Here is an 18,347-nt window from a genome sequence, read left to right as displayed (position 1 = left end):
TATTTGGTCAAAATACTGACGAAACGCAGGTCATCGTCAAAAGTGACGTGTCGAAAGGCCAGGGGGATGTGACCCCGGTTAAAAATCCGGCATTTAGTCGCTGCATTTATCAATCGCAGCCAACAGAATGAGCCAGAATGAGCAAATAAAGCCTGGCGGAAGCGGATAATGAAACCTGCGATTCTGGTTGTGGATGACGATACGGCGGTGTGTTCACTGCTGGAAGATGTGCTCAACGAGCACGTCTTTACGGTCTACGCCTGCCATAACGGGCGTGATGCGGTAAACCTTTGTGCGCAGCATGCGGATATCGCGCTGGTGCTGTTGGATATGATGTTGCCGGATATCAATGGCTTGCAGGTATTACAGCAGTTGCAAAAACTGCGCCCGTCGCTGCCGGTGGTGATGCTGACCGGGCTGGGCAGCGAATCGGATGTGGTGGTCGGCCTGGAAATGGGCGCCGATGACTACATTGGCAAACCTTTTAACGCGCGTGTGCTGGTCGCGCGCGTCAAAGCGGTATTACGGCGTACCGGTGTACTGGCGGCGGAAGCCACTGCGATAAAAACGCCGGGGTTTGTCTTTAACGGCTGGCATCTCGATCCTGAGCGCTGTGAGCTGTTTAACCCGCAGCAGCAGAGCGTGGCGTTGACGCAAGGGGAGTACAGCTTATTGCTGGCGCTGGTGCAAAACGCGCGTCGGGTACTGAATCGCGAACAGTTGCTGGAGCTAACGCACAGCGAAAGCGTCGATGTGTTTGATCGCACCATTGACGTGTTGATTATGCGCCTGCGCCGCAAAATCGAAACCAATCCTCACCAACCCGCGTTGATCAAAACCTTGCGCGGGCTTGGTTACGTGTTTGCCGCAGACGTTTCTCACGGTGATAAAGCCGCCTGAGCCTCAGCACTCTTGTAATAACGCGTCCAGCGTTTTCGCGCCGTCAATGGCGTTGGCGCACAGCAGGCTGGCGCGGGCGCAGGCATGCGCCAGCAAAATGCTTTTTTGCAGCGGCCAGCTTTCGTGGCAGCCATATAAAAAACCGGCGCAAAAGGCGTCTCCCGCCCCCACGCTGCCAATAATTTCGGCCTGGCTCAGCATCCGCGAAGGTACCCAGCTGCCCGCTTCGCCGGGTGCTTCACCCCAGGCACCTTCCGGGCAGTGGATCACCACCCGCTGTTTTACGCCCGCCGCCAGCAGTTTTGCTGCGGCGAGAGCGATATTGTCGATATGCGGCCCATCGTCGGCAGTGCGCATTGCCAGTCCGCTGAACTCGCCCGCTTCCAGTTCGTTGATCACCAGATAATCAAGATGCGGCAAGCAGGGCAGCACCAGCGGTTGATAGCGCGGATCGCCTTTGCGCGACACTAAATCGAGCGAGGTTTCAAAGCCCTGTTCGCGCATTTGCGCCAGCAGGCGTGCGCTGCGGGTGCCAAATTCCTCATCGGGTTTATCCAGGCTGTCGAGCAGCAGTAAATAACCGAGATGGAAAATCTTCATGCTGCCATCCAGCCCGTCAAAGGCGGGCAGATCCAGCAGACGATTGGCTCCGGGCGAGTGGAAAAAGGTGCGCTGCCCGGAAGGATCGGTCATCACCTGCGACATGGACGTCGGTGCCGACGTGGTGCGCTGTACATGCTGGCGGTTGACGTGATACTGCTCCAGCATCGCCAGAATATAATCGCCGTCGCTGTCTTCGCCCACCAGCCCGACCGCCTGTAGCGGCAGGCCAACGTGCATTTTCGCCAGCGTCAGCAGGACATTCAGCGGCGCACCGCCGGTGGAGCGCTCGCTGTGGGTGATTTCCGCCAGCCAGCCGCGCTCCGGCCACTGCACAATCTGGTGGACATGATCGACCAGCATATTTCCGGCGGCGATAACCCCTTTACGTTCCATCACAGTTGCCCCGCGCTGCCAAAGATGCGCATCTGCCCGGCGACGGTATCGGTAATGGCTTCTTCAACACTGAGCAATAACTGCGCGAACTCATCATACAGCGGCTGGCGGTTGCCCATGCGCTGCTCAATGGCGCCCAGTGCGGCTTGCGACATGCCGGTGTAGAAGTTGATCTTATGAATGCCGAGCGAGATGGCGCGGCGGAAATCGTCATCGCTGATGCCGGAACCGCCGTGCAGCACCAGCGGCAGGCCGGTTTGCTGGCGAATGGCGTCCAGACGTTCGAAATCGAGTTTCGGCTCGCCTTTGTACTTGCCGTGCGCGTTACCAATGGCGACCGCCAGCGTATCGATGCCGGTACGATCCACAAAATCCCGCGCCAGCGCCGGATCGGTGAAACAGGCTTCATCGGCGTGACCGTACAACGCACCGCCTTCATCGCCGCCCACCGCGCCCAGCTCGGCTTCAACGGAAACGCCCACCGCGTGGCACATCTTCACCACTTCCCGCGTCTGGCGAATATTCTCTTCGTACTCCAGCGTGGAGCCATCGAACATCACCGAACTAAAGCCGAGCCGCAGCGCGCGCACCACGGATTCAAAGTGCAGCCCGTGGTCGAGATTTAAGACCACCGGAATGTCACTGCGGGCGGCCTCGAATTTCACCGCTTCGACCAGCGAGTCCAGCGAGATGTACTTAAAATGCACTTCGGCGATGTTGATGATAAACGGCGAGCGCTCCTGTTTCGCGGCGGCGAACAGGGCGCGTAGAAAGTGGGAGTCGAGCACGTTGAACGCGCCCAGGGCGTAGTGATGTTCGCGGGCGTGGGCCAGGCCTTCGGCAAGAGAAATCAGCGGCATAGCAAACTCCTTTAGCTCAGAAACAGATGATACTCGTTGCACAGCACCAGCAGCGCCGGTTCGTCTTCCAGAATGTTGTTGTAGCGATCCATGGCATTCAGGAAGTGGTTGTCATGCTCGTCATCGTTTACCGACGACACTTCCCCGACCAGCACATCGCCGAAGCCGGGTTCACCCCAGAAGCTGTGATACAGCCCCGGTGGCAGGCAAATACTTTCCCCTGGTGAGAGGCGCAGCTGGCTGCCCGCCGCGTGTGTCTGAATGCAGCCATCAATGACCACGGTAACGTCGGTGTTGAGCGTCTCGTCATTCGCTCCGGCGTTCCACAGTTCAATAATTAAATTACCGCCGCCGCGATTAATGATGTCCTCGCGCTTGCGCCAGTGAAAATGCATCGGTGTCACCTGTGCGTCGCGCACATGCATGATCTTTTCCGCATAACATTTTTCATAGGGCGCGCCGTTGGGCGAGCCGTTGCGCAGCGTAAACAGCGTCAGCCCCTGGGCGTAGAAATTCGAACTGCCGAAGGCGGTGACATCCCAGCCTAACTTCAGATCGAACACTTCGCGCCAGGCCTCTCTGTCCAGCTGTTGCCATTTGGTTGGTGGAAAACTGGCAAAAGGAGGCAGATGCACATCGTGCATCGAGAAGAACTGTCGTGTATGGCCGAGAATCTCATTAATGTCGGAGCGTTTCATGGTATCCCCTGTGTTGGCACTCCCTCTCCCTTGCGGGAGAGGGATAAACCGTTATTTCACCGTCCAGCCTTTGTAACTGCCGACATTCTGTTTATCGATCATGGTCACCGGGATCAGCACCGGCGCTTTCGGCGCGGGTTTGCCTTGCAGGATGTCATAACCAATTTCCACCGCGCGGGCGGCCATCACTTGGGGATCCTGCGCCGGGGTGGCGACAAACAGCGAGTTCTTACGTTTCAGCGCCTCTTCACCGTCCGGGCTGCCGTCGACGCCAACAATAAAGAACTCGTTGCGTTGCGCCTGTTTAGCAGCCAGATCGGCACCGATCGCCGTCGGATCGTTAATCGCAAATACGCCGTCGATTTTCGGGTTAGCGGCAAGCAGTGAGGTCATCACTTCCAGCCCGCCTTCACGGCTGCCTTTGGCGTTCTGGTTATCGGAAAGCACCTTGATGTCCGGGTGGCGTTTAAACTCGGTCTGGCAACCTTCGACACGGTTCTGTACGGCGGAAACCGGCGGCCCGTTGATGATCACCACATTGCCTTTGCCTTTCAGACGCTCGGTGATGTATTTACACGCCATTTCACCCGCCTGGGTGTTATCGGAGGTAATGGTGGCGTCAGCGCCTTCCGCCGCTACGTCAACCGCCACGACGACGATCCCGGCGTCTTTTGCCCGTTTCACCGCCGGGCCGATGCCTTTGGAATCTGCGGCGTTGAGGATGATCATGTCGACTTTGGCGGCGATAAAGTTGTCAATCTGCGCCACTTGCTGACCGAGGTCGTAGCCGCTGGAAACCAGCGTCACTTTGACCTTATCGCCCGCCAGTTTGCGCGCTTCCAGCTCCGCGCCCTTGGTGATTTGCACGAAGAAGGGGTTGGCCAGATCGCCCACCGTCACGCCGATGGACTTCAGTTCTTTGGCCTGCGCGAACGGGGCGCTGGCCAGCAGAGCACCCGCGCAGAGCGCAGTGATAAGAGGTTTAAGACGCATGCTGTAATCCTCGCTTATGTTACTGTTTTGTAGGGTATTGTTATGCTGCCTGATGATGCCGGGTACGGTATTTGTCGATCAGCACCGCTATGATGATCACCGCCCCTTTGATCACCAATTGCCAGAAGTAGGAGACGCCCATCAGCGTCATCCCATTGTTTAAGGTGGCGATAATCAGCGCCCCCACCAGCGTACCGGTGATGGTGCCAATACCGCCGACAAAGCTGGTACCGCCGAGGATCACCGCCGCGATGGCATCCAGCTCATAGCCCATGCCGAGGTTGCCGTTGGCGCTGTACAAACGCGAGGCGCTCATCACCCCGCCAAGACCGGAAAGCAACCCGCTCATGCCATAGACGAACAGCAACACCAGCCACACTTTGATGCCGGTCAGGCGTGCGGCCTGCATATTGCCGCCCACTGCGTAAATATGTACGCCAAGCGTGGTGCGGCGCAGGATAAACCAGCACACCACAATCACCGCCAGCGCGATTACCACCAGCCACGGCACCGGGCCAAGATAGTTATTGCCGATCCACTCAAAACTGATGTCGGAGTTAATCACTGTGGTGCCGTCAGCCAGCAGATAGGCCGCACCGCGCAGCGCGGTGTAAGTGCCGAGCGTGACGATAAACGGCGGCAACCCGGCGAACGCCACCAGCGCGCCGTTAAACAGCCCCAGCACCAGGCCAAGCATCAGCGCCGCCGGCACCGACAGCATGGCGAGCTCCGGTGTCAACGACACCACCATTGCTGCCACTGCTGTAGTACCAAGGATCGACCCGACAGACAGGTCAATGCCGCCGGTCAGAATGATGAAGGTCATCCCTGCTGCCAGCACGATGTTGATCGACGCCTGGCGGGTGATATTCAGCAAATTGCTTTCGGTAAAGAAGTTCGGCGCGATAAAGCCAAACACGGCGACGATGAGGATCAAAATCGGCAGAATGCCGACCGTTTGCATCAGATCGCCCATTAACATTTTTTTGGCGGAGGCCGATTTGGCGACCTCGGTGGCTGTATTTTCTTTGTAATCAGTCATGGTGTACCGCCGGATGTAGGGATTCGTTAACGCCGGTCGCCAGCGTCATGATGTTTTCCTGGGTGATGTCGCCGTTGAGTAACTCACCGGCAATCTCGCCTTCGCGCATCACATACACGCGATCGCTCATGCCGACCACTTCCGGTAACTCACTGGAGATCATCAGGATCGCCACGCCTTTGCGCGCCATCTGGTTCATGATCCGGTAGATCTCGCTTTTCGCGCCGACATCGACGCCGCGCGTTGGCTCGTCGAGGATCAAAATGCGGGGGCCAATCGCCACCCAGCGCGAGATCAGCAGTTTCTGTTGGTTGCCGCCGGAAAGCCCGCCCGCCCGTACTTGCGCGTGCGGTACGCGGATATTGAGCAGTTTGATGGCATCATCGGAGATCGACTGCGCTTTTTTGCGATCGAGCATTCCCCAGGCGGCGTCGCGCTCAAGCGTCGCCATGGTGATGTTCTCCTGCGCCGCCAGTTCGAGAAACAGCCCTTGCTCTTTGCGGTTTTCGGTCAAAAAACCGATGCCCAAATCAATGGCGGCGCGCGGGGAGTGGATCACCACCGGTTCGCCATCCACTTCGATCATGCCGCCGGTGGCTTTACGCACGCCGAAGATCAACTGCGCCAGTTCCGATCGCCCCGCACCAACCAGCCCGGCGAGACCGACGATCTCCCCGGCGCGGACATGCAAGCTAACCGGCTGGATCTTTTCGTTATCCGTCAGGTGGTGAATGCTCAGACGTGGGCTGCCGAGCGGAATATCGCGCTCTTTGTTAAACAGATCGCTGAGTGGTCGCCCGACCATCATGCGCACCAGCTCGGAGGCGTTCAGTTTGTCGCGGGTCAGGCTGCCGACGTATTGCCCGTCGCGCAGCACGCTGACGCGATCGGAAAGCTCATACACTTCCGCCATGCGGTGGCTGATGTAGATAATCGCCATGCCTTGATCGCGCAGGCGCAGGATCAGTTCGAACAGGCGGTGAGTTTCACGCGAGGAGAGGGCGGCGGTGGGTTCGTCCATTACCAGAATGCGGCTGTTGCGGTGCAATGCGCGGGCGATCTCCACCTGCTGTTGTTCGGCGATGGTTAACGTCATCACCCGGTCGGTGGCTTTGAAATTGGCGCCAAGGCGATCGATCACCGCCTGGGCTTGCGCGGCCATCTCTTTGCGCTGCACCAGCCCGCCACGGGCGATTTCGCTGCCGAGAAAGATGTTTTCGGCGACGGTAAGATTGGGCGCGAGCTGCATCTCCTGGTAAATCAAGGTGATGCCCGCCGCCAGCGCGTCTTTCGGGCCTTTGATACTGTAAGGCTGGCCGTCAATCAGGATCTCGCCGCTGGTGGCGCTGTACGCCCCGGCAAGAATTTTCATTAACGTGCTTTTCCCCGCGCCGTTTTCCCCCATTAGCGCGTGGATCTCGCCGGGCCAGACCGTCAGGTCCACCCCTTTGAGCGCGTAAAACTTGCCAAACGCTTTGGCAATGTTGCGCATCTCCAGAACGGGCGTTGTGCTCATGTCAGGCTCCTCGGAAGGACGATATCCGCACTTCATCACACGTTCGTAAATGCACAATGTCAGAAGCTGTTCATATTTGTCATAGTGACGCCCATACCCGCGTTGAGCCTCTTATGGAGCCACTATGCCGTATCGCGCGAATCCGTTCTTTTCCAGCGCCCGTGGGCGGTTGCTGTTTTTCAATGTGTTAGTGGTGGCCGTGACCTTAATGGTGTGTGGCGTGGCGGTACTTGGCTTTCGCCATGCCAGCCAGATCCAGGAACAGGTGCAACAGCAAACGCTGGACGATATGACCGGCAGCATGAACCTGGCGCGCGATACCGCCAACGTTGCCACGGCGGCGGTGCGTTTATCGCAGGTGGTCGGCGCGCTGGAGTACAAAGGTGAAGCTGAGCGGCTGAAAGCAACGCAAAGTGCGCTACAACACTCGCTAAACCAACTGGCGAACGCGCCGCTTGCGCAACTGGAGCCGCAACTGGTGGCGCAGATCACACGGCGCAGTCATGAGTTGCAGCAAAGCGTCACCGAGATGCTGCAACGCGGACAGCGCCGCCACCTGGAGCGTAATGCGCTGCTCAGCTCGCTCTACCAGAGCCAAAGTTATTTGCGTCATTTACAGGAGATAAATACGCGGGAAGGGGGAAATATCCCCGACAGCCGCCTGCTGGAAGAGATGGACCGGCTCATCATCGCCGCTATTCAAACGCCTTCCCCGCGCCCGACCATCAAGCAACTGTCTGAAGTGATGGCGACATTACCGCTGCAAAGCGCCAGCCCAACGGTGGCGTTTATCCTGCCCGATTTCAGCGCCGAGTTGCGCAAACTGGAGCCGCTGTCGCTGCAACTGGAAGAGAGCGATCTGGCGATTAGCTGGTCGATGTTTCACATCAAAGCGCTGGTGGCGCTGCTCAACAGCGACATTAACCAGTATGTCTCGGAAGTGGCGAACGCCTCTGAGCTGCGCACCACCCAGAGCCATCAGGAGATGCGTTCCATCATTGCGTTTATCAGCGTTTTCGCCCTGCTGGCGCTGGTGATCACTGGCTTTGCCGGTTGGTATATCTACCGTAACCTGGGATCTAATTTAACTGCGATTTCGCGCGCGATGTCGCGGCTGGCGCACGGTGAAAAGGACGTTTCCGTACCGGGTTTGCAGCGGCGTGATGAGCTGGGCGAACTGGCGCGGGCGTTTAACGTCTTCGCGCGCAACACCGCCTCGCTGGAGCACACCTCAAAGCTACTGAAAGAGAAAAGTACGCAACTGGAAACCACGTTTCACGCCATGCGCGACGGCTTTGCCCTGTTTGATAACCAGGGCTGTCTGGTCGTGTGGAACCCGCAATATCCGCTGCTGCTGGGGTTAACTGCCGATGCGCTTCAGCGCGGCCAGCATTACCAGCGTTTGCTGCACCAGGTAAGTGATTTACCCAACCATGTGCAGGAGAATCTCGCCCGGGCGCTGCCAAAACCGCAAGAATTGCGGCTGGCGGATGACCGCACCATTGAGCTGCGCTTCAGCCCGGTGCCAGGGCGCGGGATGGTTAACGTGGTGCTGGACCGAACCGAACGTAAAGGGCTGGAAGCCGCATTGCTGCACAGCCAGAAGATGAAAGCGGTCGGGCAACTGACCGGTGGGCTGGCGCACGACTTTAACAACCTGCTGGCGGTGATCATCGGCAGCCTCGAACTGGTCGCGCCCGGTTCGCCGGATGCGCCACGTATTTCGCGGGCGCTGAAAGCCGCCGAGCGCGGGGCGTTGCTCACGCAGCGCCTGCTGGCGTTTTCACGTAAGCAGTCGCTGCATCCGCACGCGGTAGAGATGCAGCCGCTGCTGGAAAACCTCGGCGAGCTGATGCGCCATTCCCTGCCGGCGACATTGACGCTGGAGATTGAGGCGCAGAACCCGGCGTGGCCCGCGTGGATCGATGTCGGACAACTGGAAAACGCCATCATCAACCTGGTGATGAACGCCCGCGATGCCATGGAAGGAGAGAGCGGCGTTATCAAAGTGCGCACCTGGAACCAGCGCGTGACCCGCAGCGACGGGCGCAAGCAGGATATGGTGGCGCTGGAAGTGGTGGATCACGGCTGCGGGATGTCGCAAGAGGTGAAAGCACAGGTATTTGAACCGTTCTTCACTACCAAGCAGACCGGCAGCGGCAGTGGGTTAGGGCTGTCGATGGTTTACGGTTTTGTCCGTCAGTCCGGCGGGCGGGTAGAGATCGAAAGCGCGCCAGGGCAGGGCACCACGGTGCGTTTGCACCTGCCACGCGCGGCGGTGCAGGTGGTCAATCATCCCGAACCCGATTTGGCGCAAACGCGTGATACCCGCGACACGCTGATTCTGGTGCTGGAAGATGAAGCGGATGTGCGCCAGACGCTGTGTGAACAACTGCATGAGCTGGGGTATCTAACGCTGGAGGCCGAAAGCGGCGAGCAGGCGTTGCAACTACTGAGTGCGTCGCCGGAGATTGGCGCGCTGATTAGTGACCTGATGTTGCCCGGTACGTTAAGCGGGGCGGAAGTGATTAACCTTGCGCGTCAGCACTATCCGCAACTGCCGCTGTTGCTGATAAGCGGCCAGGATCTGCGTCCGGCGCATAACCCTGCGCTGCCGGATGTTGAGCTGTTGCGCAAACCGTTTACCCGCCTACAACTCGCCCAGGCGTTGCGGCGCATTGCGGCGTAGTGGATTTGAGATTCCTCCGCTACTCGGCGCGCGGGTGGCTGAATTAACGTAAGCCTCGTCCCTATTTGAGGCTGGCCTTTATGAAACGTTACGCGAACGCGCTGGTGCTCGGCGCTCTCTTACTCAGTGGTCAGGTTGCCCACGCGGATGTGATTGATGATGCGATTGGTAATATCCAGCGGGCGATTGGCGAGGCGTATAACACAGATAGCCGCGATGACAGGCGCGATGACGACTACCAAAGCCGCGATCAGCGCAGGCAGTACGACGACCGTTATCAGCAGCTTGAGGATCGGCGTCGTCAACTGGATGACCGCCAGCGCCAGCTCGATCGCGAGCGGCGCCAACTGGAAGATGAACAGCGCAGGCTGGAAGACGATGATTATCGCTAACGCGGCTACGCAGGGATGCGCAAACCTAAACGCGCCGGAACAACATCTTCCAGCAACGCGATCAGTTGCGGATCCATAAAGTGGTAATGGTCAGGAATATCCAGCACGTAAACCGGTTTATGCTGCACCAGGCGGCTGAAGTCTTCCAGAATCCGGCTCTTGTGATGTTCTTCCATGACGCAGATAACATCCGCCCAGGAGAGAATGGCGGGGGAGACGGTTTTTCTCGCCTGGCGCTGCGTGCCAGCGGAACGGGCATTTAGCCCCGGGTAGCGGCGAAAAACCTGCTCAGCCGTGGGGCTGCGCCACTGGTTTCGGCTACAAATAAAAAGCACATTCATGGCAAGCTCAATACTCTGTCAAAGCCGCGATGTGCTAATAACTGCCAGGTCACACGCGGGTAAGTAAGACCCCGTTGCGTTATGCGCAACAACTTTTTTTTGCTTCGAGTCTGTACGCTTAATCCCTCAAACGACCTCTTTACAGGCTGCGTCTGCTTATTCCGCTTCCACCGGAAAAGATGCGACGAATATATCGGTATTATGCGGTCTAATCCAGCACAATCCGCATGCCATCATACCCTGCTTCAACCCCCGTCGGCAGCGGGTTTTTCATCATCCATTGATCAAAGACATGACTGATATGCGTTAGGATAACTCTTGGACAGCCAATCACCTCATTCAGGGCGATAACCGTGTTCAAATCGCTGTGATTTTTTGGCGTTTGCGCACGTGGTTCATAAGAACAATCTATCACCACCACTTGTGGATGATTATTGAGCAGAAACTTTAACGTCTTGTCCGGTAACCCGGCGGTATCAGACAGCCATGCCACCCGGCTGTGCGCCGATTCGAACAAATAGCCAAAGGTGAGTTTCGAATGGTTCAGCGGCAGTGGCGTCACCTGTAAACCTTGCAGGTCAAACACCACAAACGGTTCAACGGTATGGCTGAAATCAAGCAGGCCGGGGTGCTTAAACAGATCGTCGCAACCCTGTTCATCCGGTGGGCCATAGACCGGGATTTTCTCGCCTACGCCCCAGCGCAACGGAAACAGCCCTTGCACATGATCCATGTGATAGTGAGTAAGCAGGAACTGCTGAAAGTGACCGGCGGGAAAGGTATCCATCAGATCGGGGATACCGGCGTCGAGTAAGGTCACTGCGTCGTTAAACTTCACCACGGCGCTACAGGGTTTACGGCGATGGGTTTCATTCTGACGGGCACGGCGGCAGGCTGCGCAGTCGCAACCAAAAACCGGCACCAGTTGTGCGCCGCCGGTGCCGGTGAGGGTGATTGTCAGGCTCATAGCGCCTCGCTTTAACGGTTGAGTCAACGTAACCGGCGCAGCAACGCTACGCCGACATCATTACGCGCTTTTCCCTTGTTGCGCACGAATCAGCATGACCAGTCCTTCTACTGACTGTAGCAAACTGCCATCGTTATTCAGCGTCAGGCAATTGCCTGGCTGGTAACGCGCCGCGCGCTCCAGCCGCGCTTCAATCTCTGCGGGGCTCTCCCGCCCGCGTTTTTCCAGGCGTTGGCGCAAAATGCCGGGCGATACCTGCACGTACACCGGCATCAGCGTGTCGCCATATTGCGCTTGCGCCTGTTGCAGATGCCCGCGCGAACCGTTTACCACCACATCAAACCCGGCCTGCAGCCAGAGGTCTATCTCTGCGCCAATGCCGTAATAAAAGTCGTTGGCATGCCAGCTCAGCGTAAACAGATGCTGCTCGGCACGGGTGAAAAACTCTTTTTCACTCAACGCGATATGGTTTTCGCTCCCGGCGCTGGCCGGGCGGGTAATGTAGCGGTGCGCGACCAGTAATTGCGGATGCTCTCGCTGGCGCAGCGCCGCCAGTAGCGAGTCTTTGCCCGCGCCGGACGGCCCCATTAACCAGATCAGTCTGCCCATCAGAACACCCTTTTCCCCTCGCGCCAGACATGATCAATGCGTACGTGGTCGCCTTTGTGGTGCGCCAGCACCAGATCCGCCCGCTTCCCTTCGGCGATCACGCCGCGATCGTTAAGATTCAGCGCCTGTGCCGGGTTTTTGGTCACCAGGTGAACCGCTTTCTCCAGGCTGAAATCATTCTCTTCATCGCTGGCTACGCGAAACACCGCATCCAGCAGGCTGGCGGGGTAGTAGTCGGATGACAAAATATCCAGCATGCCAAGTTGCGCCAGCTTATGTGCCGCCACGTTGCCGGAGTGGGAACCGCCGCGCACGATATTGGGCGCGCCCATCAGCACGCTTAATCCATGGTCTCGCGAGGCTTCCGCCGCCGCGAAAGTGGTCGGGAATTCAGCAATCACGCTACCGAGCTGGTGCGATTCGACAACATGCTCGCGCGTTGCGTCATCGTGGCTGGCGAGGGGCAGATTACGCGCATTGCATATCGCGGCGATGGCTAACCGGTTGGGCTGCGACCACTGTGCGGCGAGCGCCAGTTGCTCCTGCTCGAACTGATCCATCTGCTCATCGGTGAGGTGATATTTACCCTGATAATATTCACGATACTTCTCATAGCTGGCGTACTGGCGCTGTCCTGGCGAATGATCCATCAGCGACACCAGCGCGACCGGCTCGCGGCCAACCAGTTTTTCAAACAGCGGCAGAGTGGTGTGATGCGGCAGTTCGCAGCGTAGATGCAGGCGGTGCTCGGCGCGGTTCAACCCGCGCTTTTGCGAATCTTCCACGGCGTTGATCATCTTTTCCAGATTCTCCAGCCGGTCGCCGCCGTCGCGCACATCGCCAATCGCTACCGCGTCCAGCACCGTTGTTATCCCGCTGGCGACCATCAGCGCGTCGTGGCTGCTCATCGCGGAATGGGCGGGCCAGTCCACTTTCGGCCGCGGGGTGAAGAACTTATCCAGGTTATCCGTATGCAGTTCAATAAGCCCAGGCATCAGCCAGCCGCCGTCGCCATCATGCGCGCCGGGCTGGCGGCTTTGGGTTTCGGCAAAAGCACGAATTACGCCGTCACGAACTTCCAGCGAGCCGCTGATCACCTCATCTTCGAGGATCAGTTTTACATTGTTGATTATCATGCGGAGATCCCCATCGGGTAGAGGCGGTCGGCGACATGTTCGCGCACGGCGCCATCGTGAAAGATGCCGACAATCGCTGCGCCGCGCGCTTTCGCCTGCGCGATCAGTTCAACGACAGCGGCGCTGTTTTTCTCATCCAGCGAAGCGGTAGGTTCATCGAGCAGCAAAATCGGGTAGTCGACAATAAACCCGCGCGCGATATTAACGCGCTGCTGTTCACCGCCGGAAAAGGTGGCGGGAGCGAGATGCCACAAGCGTTCCGGCACATTCAGCCGGGTGAGCAGTTCACCCGCTTTTTGCGCGCACCGTTCGCGGGCAATGCCCTGTTCCAGCAGCGGTTGCATTACCACATCCAGCGCGCTAACGCGGGGGATAACGCGTAAAAACTGGCTCACCCAGCCAATGGTGTGGCGGCGCACTTCCAGCACTTTACGCGCCGGAGCCTGCACCAGATCCACCCATTCATCGCCGTGTTTGACATGAATATGTCCGGCGTCGGGCAGGTAATTGGCGTACAGCGAACGCAGCAGGGTCGATTTCCCGCTGCCGGAATGGCCATGCAGCACCACACATTCACCGGCCCCGACACTGAGCGATGTTTCGCGCAGCACCGGCAGGCGCACGCCGTTTTGGTGATGCAGAACGAAGGTCTTGCTGACATTTTCCACACGCAAAACAGTCATCATCCACTCCTTAATTTTGCAATACCGAGGAGACCAGCAATTGGGTGTAAGGGTGGTGCGGATCGTCGAGCACCCGATCGGTTAATCCACTTTCCACCACCTGACCTTGTTTCATCACCAGCAAGCGGTTCGCCAGCAGCCGCGCAACGCCCAAATCATGGGTCACCATCACCACGGCAAGGTTCATCTCCACCACCAGGCCGCGCAGCAGATCGAGCAAACGCGCCTGTACGGAAACATCCAGCCCGCCGGTGGGCTCATCCATAAACACCAGTTTCGGGCGGGTGACCAGGTTACGGGCAATTTGCAGACGTTGCTGCATGCCGCCGGAAAAAGTGGTAGGCAAATCGTCGATGCGTGACGGCGGGATCTCGACATCGCTAAGCCACTGCTCAGCGCGGGCACGGATATCGCCGTAATGCCGCGCCCCGGTTGCCATCAGACGTTCGCCGATATTGCCGCCAGCGGAAACCTGGCGGCGCAGGCCATCGAGCGGATGCTGATGGACCACGCCCCACTCGGTGCGCAGCAGGCGACGGCGTTCGGCTTCGCTCATTGCGTAGAGGTCGCGCGCCTGGTACGTAATGGTGCCGTGCTGAGGCACCAGGCGCGCCGAAATTGCATTCAGCAGCGTGGTTTTGCCAGAGCCAGATTCACCGACAATGCCCAGCACTTCGCCCGGCCACAAATCGAAAGAGACGTCCTGAAAGCCCTTGCCTGGCGCATAAAGATGGGAAAGGTGAGTCACCGAAAGCAGCGGTTGGGTCATTTGCGTAAAGCCTCTGTCTGTTGGCGGCAGAAATCGGTGTCGGAGCAGACGAACATGCGCGTGCCGGTATCATCCAGCACCACTTCATCCAGGTAGCTATGGGTGGAACCACAAATGGCACACGGCTGATCCCACTTTTGCGGCGCGAAGGGGTAATCCTCAAAATCGAGGCTCACCACCTGTGTATAGGGCGGCACGGCGTAGATGCGTTTTTCACGCCCGGCGCCAAACAGTTGCAGGGCGGGCATCATGTGCATTTTCGGGTTATCGAACGCCGGGATTGGCGACGGGTCCATCACGTAGCGGGCGTTCACTTTTACCGGCCATGCGTAGCGGGTAGTGAAGTTGCCAAAACGGGCAATATCTTCGTACAACTTCACCTGCATCACGCCGTACTCTTCCAGTGCGTGCATGGTGCGGGTTTCCGTCTCGCGCGGCTCGATAAAGCGCAGCGGTTCCGGGATCGGCACCTGGTAAATCAGAATTTGATCTTCTTTGAGCGGCGTTTCGGGAATGCGATGACGCGTCTGAATCAGCGTGGCGTCGGCGGTGCGTTCGGTGGTTTCCACGCCGGTAACGCGGGTAAAGAACTGGCGGATGGAGACGGCGTTGGTGGTATCGTCCGCGCCCTGGTCGATTACTTTCAGCACGTCATCTTCGCCGATCACGCTGGCGGTGATCTGGATGCCGCCGGTGCCCCAGCCGTAGGGCATCGGCATTTCGCGCCCGCCAAACGGCACCTGGTAACCGGGGATCGCCACTGCTTTCAGCAGCGCGCGGCGGATCATGCGTTTGGTTTGCTCATCAAGGAAAGCAAAGTTGTAACCGGTTAGCGCGTTAGCCACGATGTTTCTCCTGTTGCAGCTGTCTGAGCAAATCCAGTTCGGCCTGGAAATCAACGTAGTGGGGGAGTTTCAGATGCGAGACAAAACCTGCCGCTTCGACGTTATCCGCGTGCGCCAGCACAAACTCTTCGTCCTGCGCCGGGCTTTTAATCGGCTCGTCGTAGTCGGCGGCTTGCAGGGCGCGGTCGACCAGCGCCATCGCCATCGCTTTGCGTTCGCTCATGCCGAACACCAGCCCGTAGCCGCGGGTAAAGTGTGGCGGCTCATCATGCGGTGCGACAAAGCCATTGACCATTTCGCATTCGGTTATCAACAGTTCGCCGATGTTGACCGCAAAACCCAGCTCTTCCGGCACAATTTCCACATCGATATACCCGCTGCGGATCTCACCGGCGAACGGGTGATTGCGCCCGTAACCGCGCTGAGTGGAGTAGGCGAGCGCCAGCAAGTAACCCTCATCGCCGCGCGCCAGTTGCTGCAAACGTGAAGCGCGCGAACAGGGGTAAACCGGCGGATTGCGGGTAATGTCGTCCGGGGTTGCGCCGCTATCTTCTTCGGCTTTTGCCAGCCCTTCGTTGACCAGCAAACTGAAAACGTGCGGGGCGGCGTCCTGCTGCGCTTCGCGCGTGGTGAGCGTCGGCGTTTCGCCTTCGGCGAGCAGGGTGAAATCGAGCAGGCGGTGGGTGTAATCGTGCGTGGGGCCAAGCAACTGGCCGCCGGGAATATCTTTGTAAACCGCTGAGATACGGCGTTCTAAACGCATTTTCGCGCTGTCGATGGGTTCGCTCACCGCCAGGCGCGGCAGCGTGGTGCGGTAAGCGCGCAGCAGAAAAATGGCTTCGACGTTATCGCCGCTCGCCTGTTTTAACGCCAGCGCCGCCAGTTCCCGATCGGCAATGCCGCCTTCGGTCATCACGCGGTCGACCGCGAGGTGCAACTGGTCGGCGATTTGTGCAACGCTCAGCTCCGAAAGCTCCGCGTCGCCACGGCGTTTATGCTCCTGCAGTGCGTGGGCTGCGGCGATGGCCTTTTCGCCCCCCTTGACAGCAACGTACATCAGTACACCTCCACCAGCGTGGTTCTCGGTATCGCCAGCGCGCGTTCGCCGCAGGTCAGGATCACGTCGATGCCTGTCGGAAACGAGTGCGGGCGGTCGGTAAACTCATCGGTAATGCACTCCGGCAACTGCGGGGCAACCATGCGTTCTTCCAGAATGCCCGGTCCGGTCAGGCGCAGCATGCGCCCGCCGCTCAGTGCCGGGAGCTGTAAAATCAGGGTCGCGCTGCTTTCCGGGCTGATATCCGTGCCGCCTGGCAGGGCGCTCAGTTGCTCGGCGCTGAGGGTGTGATCGGCAATGGCGAACAGCGAGTGTTGCGGTTGATCGACCAGCGGCGCGTTGGTGTGAAAGCGCAGGTTCTGACGCACGAGGTCGTTATCCACGGCGGCGGAAAGCCAAATCGGTGTGTCGTTATCGGCAAGCGTCAGCAATACGCTGGTGGTGGCCGGGTTGAGCGGCGGCCAGCCATGTTTTAACTGCGGCAGCGAAATAATCACGCCCGGCTCGCTCATGGCTTTTAACAGACGGCGAAAACAGTGTTGGGCATCGTGAACCGCCGACGCGAAAGCGGGTTGTAAGGTCATGCGTTATCTCCGCGAACCAGCGTAAAGAAGTCGACCCGGCTGGCGTTGATTTCGGCCTGACGCGCAGTCAGTCGCGCGGCGCGGTCCGCTTCCAGCGGGGTAATAAGGGTTTCCATCAACGTCTGGAAATAGGAAGGGTCCTGCAACAGCGCATCACACACGGCGCAACGTTCGGCGTGGCCTTTATCGCGCCCGAGCACCCAGCTAAAACCGAGCGTGCCGCACTCCAGGCGAATAACCGCGCGCGTTAATGTTGCATCGCCGGGAAAGAAACGATCGCCGGTCGCGCCCATGCGTGCCTGGATCTGCACCAGGCCTGTCTGCGGGGCGCGCACCTGTTCATATTCCGGGGCGAGTCCGAGCGTGCGCATTCGGCCGCGCAGCATCTCCGGCGTGGCGTGCGCGAGTGCGGCCATCCAGCGCTGTCGGGTTGGCGTATCAAAGTGCATTCAGTGCTCCATGGTGAATTCGATCATGTCGGCGCGCGTCAGGCTGACGGAGTATTCCGTGGCGTTGACCTCGCCTTCACGATGGTTGAGGGTGCGCACGCAGAGCAGCGGCGCCATATTGGGGATCTCCAGCCAGCGGCTCTCTTTAACTTGTGCGCGACGGGCGCTGATGCGCGTCTGGGTGCGTTTCAGGCTGACCCCGGCCTGTTCACGTAAAAAGTCATGCAGCGAACCGCTGTCAAACTGTTGCAGTAGCGGCCATAACTGCAGATCGGAGAAATAGTGATCGATAAGGCACAGCGCCACGCCATTCACCCGACGGCGAGTGCGCAGGTGAATCACGTTGTCGCCCTCCTGGATGCCTAATGCATCGGCGACGTGTTGCGACGCCGGACGCAGCACCGCCAGCAGACGTTCGCTGGTGGGATGGCTGCCCTGATCGAGCAGGTTTTGACTAAAGCGCGCCTGTGCATTGAGGGGGTAGTCGAACGGGCGCATCAGCACCATCACGCCAACGCCCTGGCGGCGCTGTACCCAGCCTTTTTCCACCAGTTGATCGATCGCGCGGCGCAGTGTGTGGCGGTTAACCTCAAAGCGCGTGGCCAGTTGTTGTTCTGCAGGCAGCCAGTCACCGCAGCGATAGTTGCTGCGCAGTTCCTGCTCTAACCTTGCGGCGATTTCCTGATAGCGCGTGGGGTAGCTGGTCGGATGTCTGGACAAGTGCATGCTCATAGTAGCTCCGCGGGCCAGGTAAAAAGTGGTCTTATCGTGAAGTGCAAATGTTGCATTTTGGTTATGCGGTGATTGCGCGGGGATGAATC

At 58.7% G+C, this 18,347-nt stretch carries 20 protein-coding genes; 3 read left to right on the top strand and 17 right to left on the bottom strand.

What is annotated here, in order from left to right; translation table 11 throughout:
• Positions 1–168 precede the first annotated feature (168 nt).
• Positions 169–900 carry a response regulator transcription factor gene (locus AAIG26_RS18860; protein WP_020456173.1) on the top strand — a complete coding sequence of 244 codons (732 nt, stop codon included), beginning with the start codon at positions 169–171 and terminating at the stop codon, positions 898–900.
• Positions 901–903: 3 nt separating this feature from the next.
• Here the strand turns inward: AAIG26_RS18860 and AAIG26_RS18855 are convergent, their stop codons facing one another.
• From AAIG26_RS18855 to AAIG26_RS18830, 6 genes are read right to left on the bottom strand one after another with little or no spacing between them, the layout of a single operon-like run.
• Complete coding sequence (locus AAIG26_RS18855; protein ID WP_020456174.1) at positions 904–1,896, bottom strand: carbohydrate kinase family protein; 993 nt, start codon at positions 1,894–1,896, stop codon at positions 904–906.
• The gene (locus tag AAIG26_RS18850) at positions 1,896–2,756 is read right to left on the bottom strand and encodes a ketose 1,6-bisphosphate aldolase (protein ID WP_200552067.1); all 861 of its coding nucleotides are present in this window, start codon (positions 2,754–2,756) and stop codon (positions 1,896–1,898) included. The genes AAIG26_RS18855 and AAIG26_RS18850 overlap by 1 nt, the downstream gene beginning before the upstream one ends.
• Positions 2,757–2,767: 11 nt before the next feature.
• Positions 2,768–3,454, bottom strand: a complete 687-nt coding sequence (locus tag AAIG26_RS18845; RefSeq protein ID WP_343181215.1) for a D-lyxose/D-mannose family sugar isomerase — start codon at positions 3,452–3,454, stop codon at positions 2,768–2,770.
• A gap of 51 nt (positions 3,455–3,505) precedes the next feature.
• Positions 3,506–4,447: an ABC transporter substrate-binding protein gene (locus AAIG26_RS18840; protein ID WP_343181214.1), complete on the bottom strand. Its 942-nt coding sequence runs from the start codon at positions 4,445–4,447 to the stop codon at positions 3,506–3,508.
• A gap of 40 nt (positions 4,448–4,487) precedes the next feature.
• Positions 4,488–5,489 (bottom strand): ribose ABC transporter permease, encoded by a 1,002-nt coding sequence (locus AAIG26_RS18835; RefSeq protein ID WP_020456177.1) that lies wholly within the window; start codon positions 5,487–5,489, stop codon positions 4,488–4,490.
• Positions 5,482–7,005, bottom strand: a complete 1,524-nt coding sequence (locus tag AAIG26_RS18830) for a sugar ABC transporter ATP-binding protein (RefSeq protein WP_020456178.1) — start codon at positions 7,003–7,005, stop codon at positions 5,482–5,484. The genes AAIG26_RS18835 and AAIG26_RS18830 overlap by 8 nt, the downstream gene beginning before the upstream one ends.
• 124 nt (positions 7,006–7,129) lie before the next feature.
• Here AAIG26_RS18830 and AAIG26_RS18825 point away from each other — a divergent pair, with 124 nt between their 5' ends.
• Both AAIG26_RS18825 and yjdP read left to right on the top strand, forming a co-directional pair.
• The gene (locus AAIG26_RS18825; protein ID WP_343181213.1) at positions 7,130–9,694 is read left to right on the top strand and encodes an ATP-binding protein; all 2,565 of its coding nucleotides are present in this window, start codon (positions 7,130–7,132) and stop codon (positions 9,692–9,694) included.
• A gap of 80 nt (positions 9,695–9,774) precedes the next feature.
• Entirely contained in the window at positions 9,775–10,086 is a 312-nt protein-coding gene (gene yjdP / locus AAIG26_RS18820) for a DDRRRQL repeat protein YjdP (protein ID WP_020456180.1), read from the top strand.
• 5 nt (positions 10,087–10,091) lie between these two features.
• On the opposite strand, the gene AAIG26_RS18815 is transcribed toward yjdP, so the two are convergent.
• The 11 genes from AAIG26_RS18815 to phnF all read right to left on the bottom strand — a co-directional run bounded on the left by AAIG26_RS18815 (position 10,092) and on the right by phnF (position 18,252).
• Positions 10,092–10,427 (bottom strand): phosphotyrosine protein phosphatase, encoded by a 336-nt coding sequence (locus tag AAIG26_RS18815; RefSeq protein WP_020456181.1) that lies wholly within the window; start codon positions 10,425–10,427, stop codon positions 10,092–10,094.
• A gap of 208 nt (positions 10,428–10,635) precedes the next feature.
• Complete coding sequence (gene phnP / locus AAIG26_RS18810) at positions 10,636–11,394, bottom strand: phosphonate metabolism protein PhnP (protein WP_020456182.1); 759 nt, start codon at positions 11,392–11,394, stop codon at positions 10,636–10,638.
• A 60-nt stretch (positions 11,395–11,454) separates the two neighbouring features.
• Complete coding sequence (phnN, locus tag AAIG26_RS18805) at positions 11,455–12,006, bottom strand: ribose 1,5-bisphosphokinase (RefSeq protein ID WP_161796285.1); 552 nt, start codon at positions 12,004–12,006, stop codon at positions 11,455–11,457.
• The gene (gene phnM, locus AAIG26_RS18800; RefSeq protein ID WP_045511850.1) at positions 12,003–13,139 is read right to left on the bottom strand and encodes an alpha-D-ribose 1-methylphosphonate 5-triphosphate diphosphatase; all 1,137 of its coding nucleotides are present in this window, start codon (positions 13,137–13,139) and stop codon (positions 12,003–12,005) included. The genes phnN and phnM overlap by 4 nt, the downstream gene beginning before the upstream one ends.
• Positions 13,136–13,822 carry a phosphonate C-P lyase system protein PhnL gene (gene phnL, locus AAIG26_RS18795; protein ID WP_343181212.1) on the bottom strand — a complete coding sequence of 229 codons (687 nt, stop codon included), beginning with the start codon at positions 13,820–13,822 and terminating at the stop codon, positions 13,136–13,138. The genes phnM and phnL overlap by 4 nt, the downstream gene beginning before the upstream one ends.
• Positions 13,823–13,832: 10 nt before the next feature.
• Complete coding sequence (phnK, locus tag AAIG26_RS18790) at positions 13,833–14,591, bottom strand: phosphonate C-P lyase system protein PhnK (RefSeq protein WP_020456186.1); 759 nt, start codon at positions 14,589–14,591, stop codon at positions 13,833–13,835.
• Complete coding sequence (locus tag AAIG26_RS18785; RefSeq protein ID WP_343181211.1) at positions 14,588–15,436, bottom strand: alpha-D-ribose 1-methylphosphonate 5-phosphate C-P-lyase PhnJ; 849 nt, start codon at positions 15,434–15,436, stop codon at positions 14,588–14,590. Before AAIG26_RS18785 ends, phnK begins: the two co-directional genes overlap by 4 nt.
• Positions 15,429–16,493: a carbon-phosphorus lyase complex subunit PhnI gene (locus tag AAIG26_RS18780; RefSeq protein WP_343181210.1), complete on the bottom strand. Its 1,065-nt coding sequence runs from the start codon at positions 16,491–16,493 to the stop codon at positions 15,429–15,431. The genes AAIG26_RS18785 and AAIG26_RS18780 overlap by 8 nt, the downstream gene beginning before the upstream one ends.
• Positions 16,493–17,077, bottom strand: a complete 585-nt coding sequence (gene phnH, locus AAIG26_RS18775) for a phosphonate C-P lyase system protein PhnH (protein ID WP_343181209.1) — start codon at positions 17,075–17,077, stop codon at positions 16,493–16,495. The genes AAIG26_RS18780 and phnH overlap by 1 nt, the downstream gene beginning before the upstream one ends.
• Entirely contained in the window at positions 17,074–17,526 is a 453-nt protein-coding gene (phnG, locus tag AAIG26_RS18770) for a phosphonate C-P lyase system protein PhnG (protein ID WP_045511862.1), read from the bottom strand. The genes phnH and phnG overlap by 4 nt, the downstream gene beginning before the upstream one ends.
• Positions 17,527–18,252: a phosphonate metabolism transcriptional regulator PhnF gene (gene phnF, locus AAIG26_RS18765; RefSeq protein WP_044489777.1), complete on the bottom strand. Its 726-nt coding sequence runs from the start codon at positions 18,250–18,252 to the stop codon at positions 17,527–17,529.
• Between the last annotated feature and the right edge of the window lie 95 nt (positions 18,253–18,347).

This window comes from Kosakonia sp. PSU_27 (assembly GCF_039409795.1).
GTDB lineage: Bacteria > Pseudomonadota > Gammaproteobacteria > Enterobacterales > Enterobacteriaceae > Kosakonia.
This window is presented reverse-complemented; position numbering and strand designations above follow the sequence as displayed.

Bases quoted from the DNA above. Each gene is read 5' to 3' on its own strand.
- AAIG26_RS18850 (WP_200552067.1), bottom strand. From the start codon at position 2,756: ATGCCGCTGATTTCTCTTGCCGAAGGCCTGGCCCACGCCCGCGAACAT.
- phnP (WP_020456182.1), bottom strand. From the start codon at position 11,394: ATGAGCCTGACAATCACCCTCACCGGCACCGGCGGCGCACAACTGGTG.
- phnM (WP_045511850.1), bottom strand. From the start codon at position 13,139: ATGATAATCAACAATGTAAAACTGATCCTCGAAGATGAGGTGATCAGC.
- AAIG26_RS18845 (WP_343181215.1), bottom strand. From the start codon at position 3,454: ATGAAACGCTCCGACATTAATGAGATTCTCGGCCATACACGACAGTTC.
- AAIG26_RS18855 (WP_020456174.1), bottom strand. From the start codon at position 1,896: ATGGAACGTAAAGGGGTTATCGCCGCCGGAAATATGCTGGTCGATCAT.
- AAIG26_RS18860 (WP_020456173.1), top strand. From the start codon at position 169: ATGAAACCTGCGATTCTGGTTGTGGATGACGATACGGCGGTGTGTTCA.
- AAIG26_RS18815 (WP_020456181.1), bottom strand. From the start codon at position 10,427: ATGAATGTGCTTTTTATTTGTAGCCGAAACCAGTGGCGCAGCCCCACG.
- phnL (WP_343181212.1), bottom strand. From the start codon at position 13,822: ATGACTGTTTTGCGTGTGGAAAATGTCAGCAAGACCTTCGTTCTGCAT.
- AAIG26_RS18825 (WP_343181213.1), top strand. From the start codon at position 7,130: ATGCCGTATCGCGCGAATCCGTTCTTTTCCAGCGCCCGTGGGCGGTTG.
- AAIG26_RS18830 (WP_020456178.1), bottom strand. From the start codon at position 7,005: ATGAGCACAACGCCCGTTCTGGAGATGCGCAACATTGCCAAAGCGTTT.
- phnG (WP_045511862.1), bottom strand. From the start codon at position 17,526: ATGCACTTTGATACGCCAACCCGACAGCGCTGGATGGCCGCACTCGCG.
- yjdP (WP_020456180.1), top strand. From the start codon at position 9,775: ATGAAACGTTACGCGAACGCGCTGGTGCTCGGCGCTCTCTTACTCAGT.
- AAIG26_RS18780 (WP_343181210.1), bottom strand. From the start codon at position 16,493: ATGTACGTTGCTGTCAAGGGGGGCGAAAAGGCCATCGCCGCAGCCCAC.
- phnF (WP_044489777.1), bottom strand. From the start codon at position 18,252: ATGCACTTGTCCAGACATCCGACCAGCTACCCCACGCGCTATCAGGAA.
- AAIG26_RS18835 (WP_020456177.1), bottom strand. From the start codon at position 5,489: ATGACTGATTACAAAGAAAATACAGCCACCGAGGTCGCCAAATCGGCC.
- AAIG26_RS18840 (WP_343181214.1), bottom strand. From the start codon at position 4,447: ATGCGTCTTAAACCTCTTATCACTGCGCTCTGCGCGGGTGCTCTGCTG.
- phnK (WP_020456186.1), bottom strand. From the start codon at position 14,591: ATGACCCAACCGCTGCTTTCGGTGACTCACCTTTCCCATCTTTATGCG.
- phnH (WP_343181209.1), bottom strand. From the start codon at position 17,077: ATGACCTTACAACCCGCTTTCGCGTCGGCGGTTCACGATGCCCAACAC.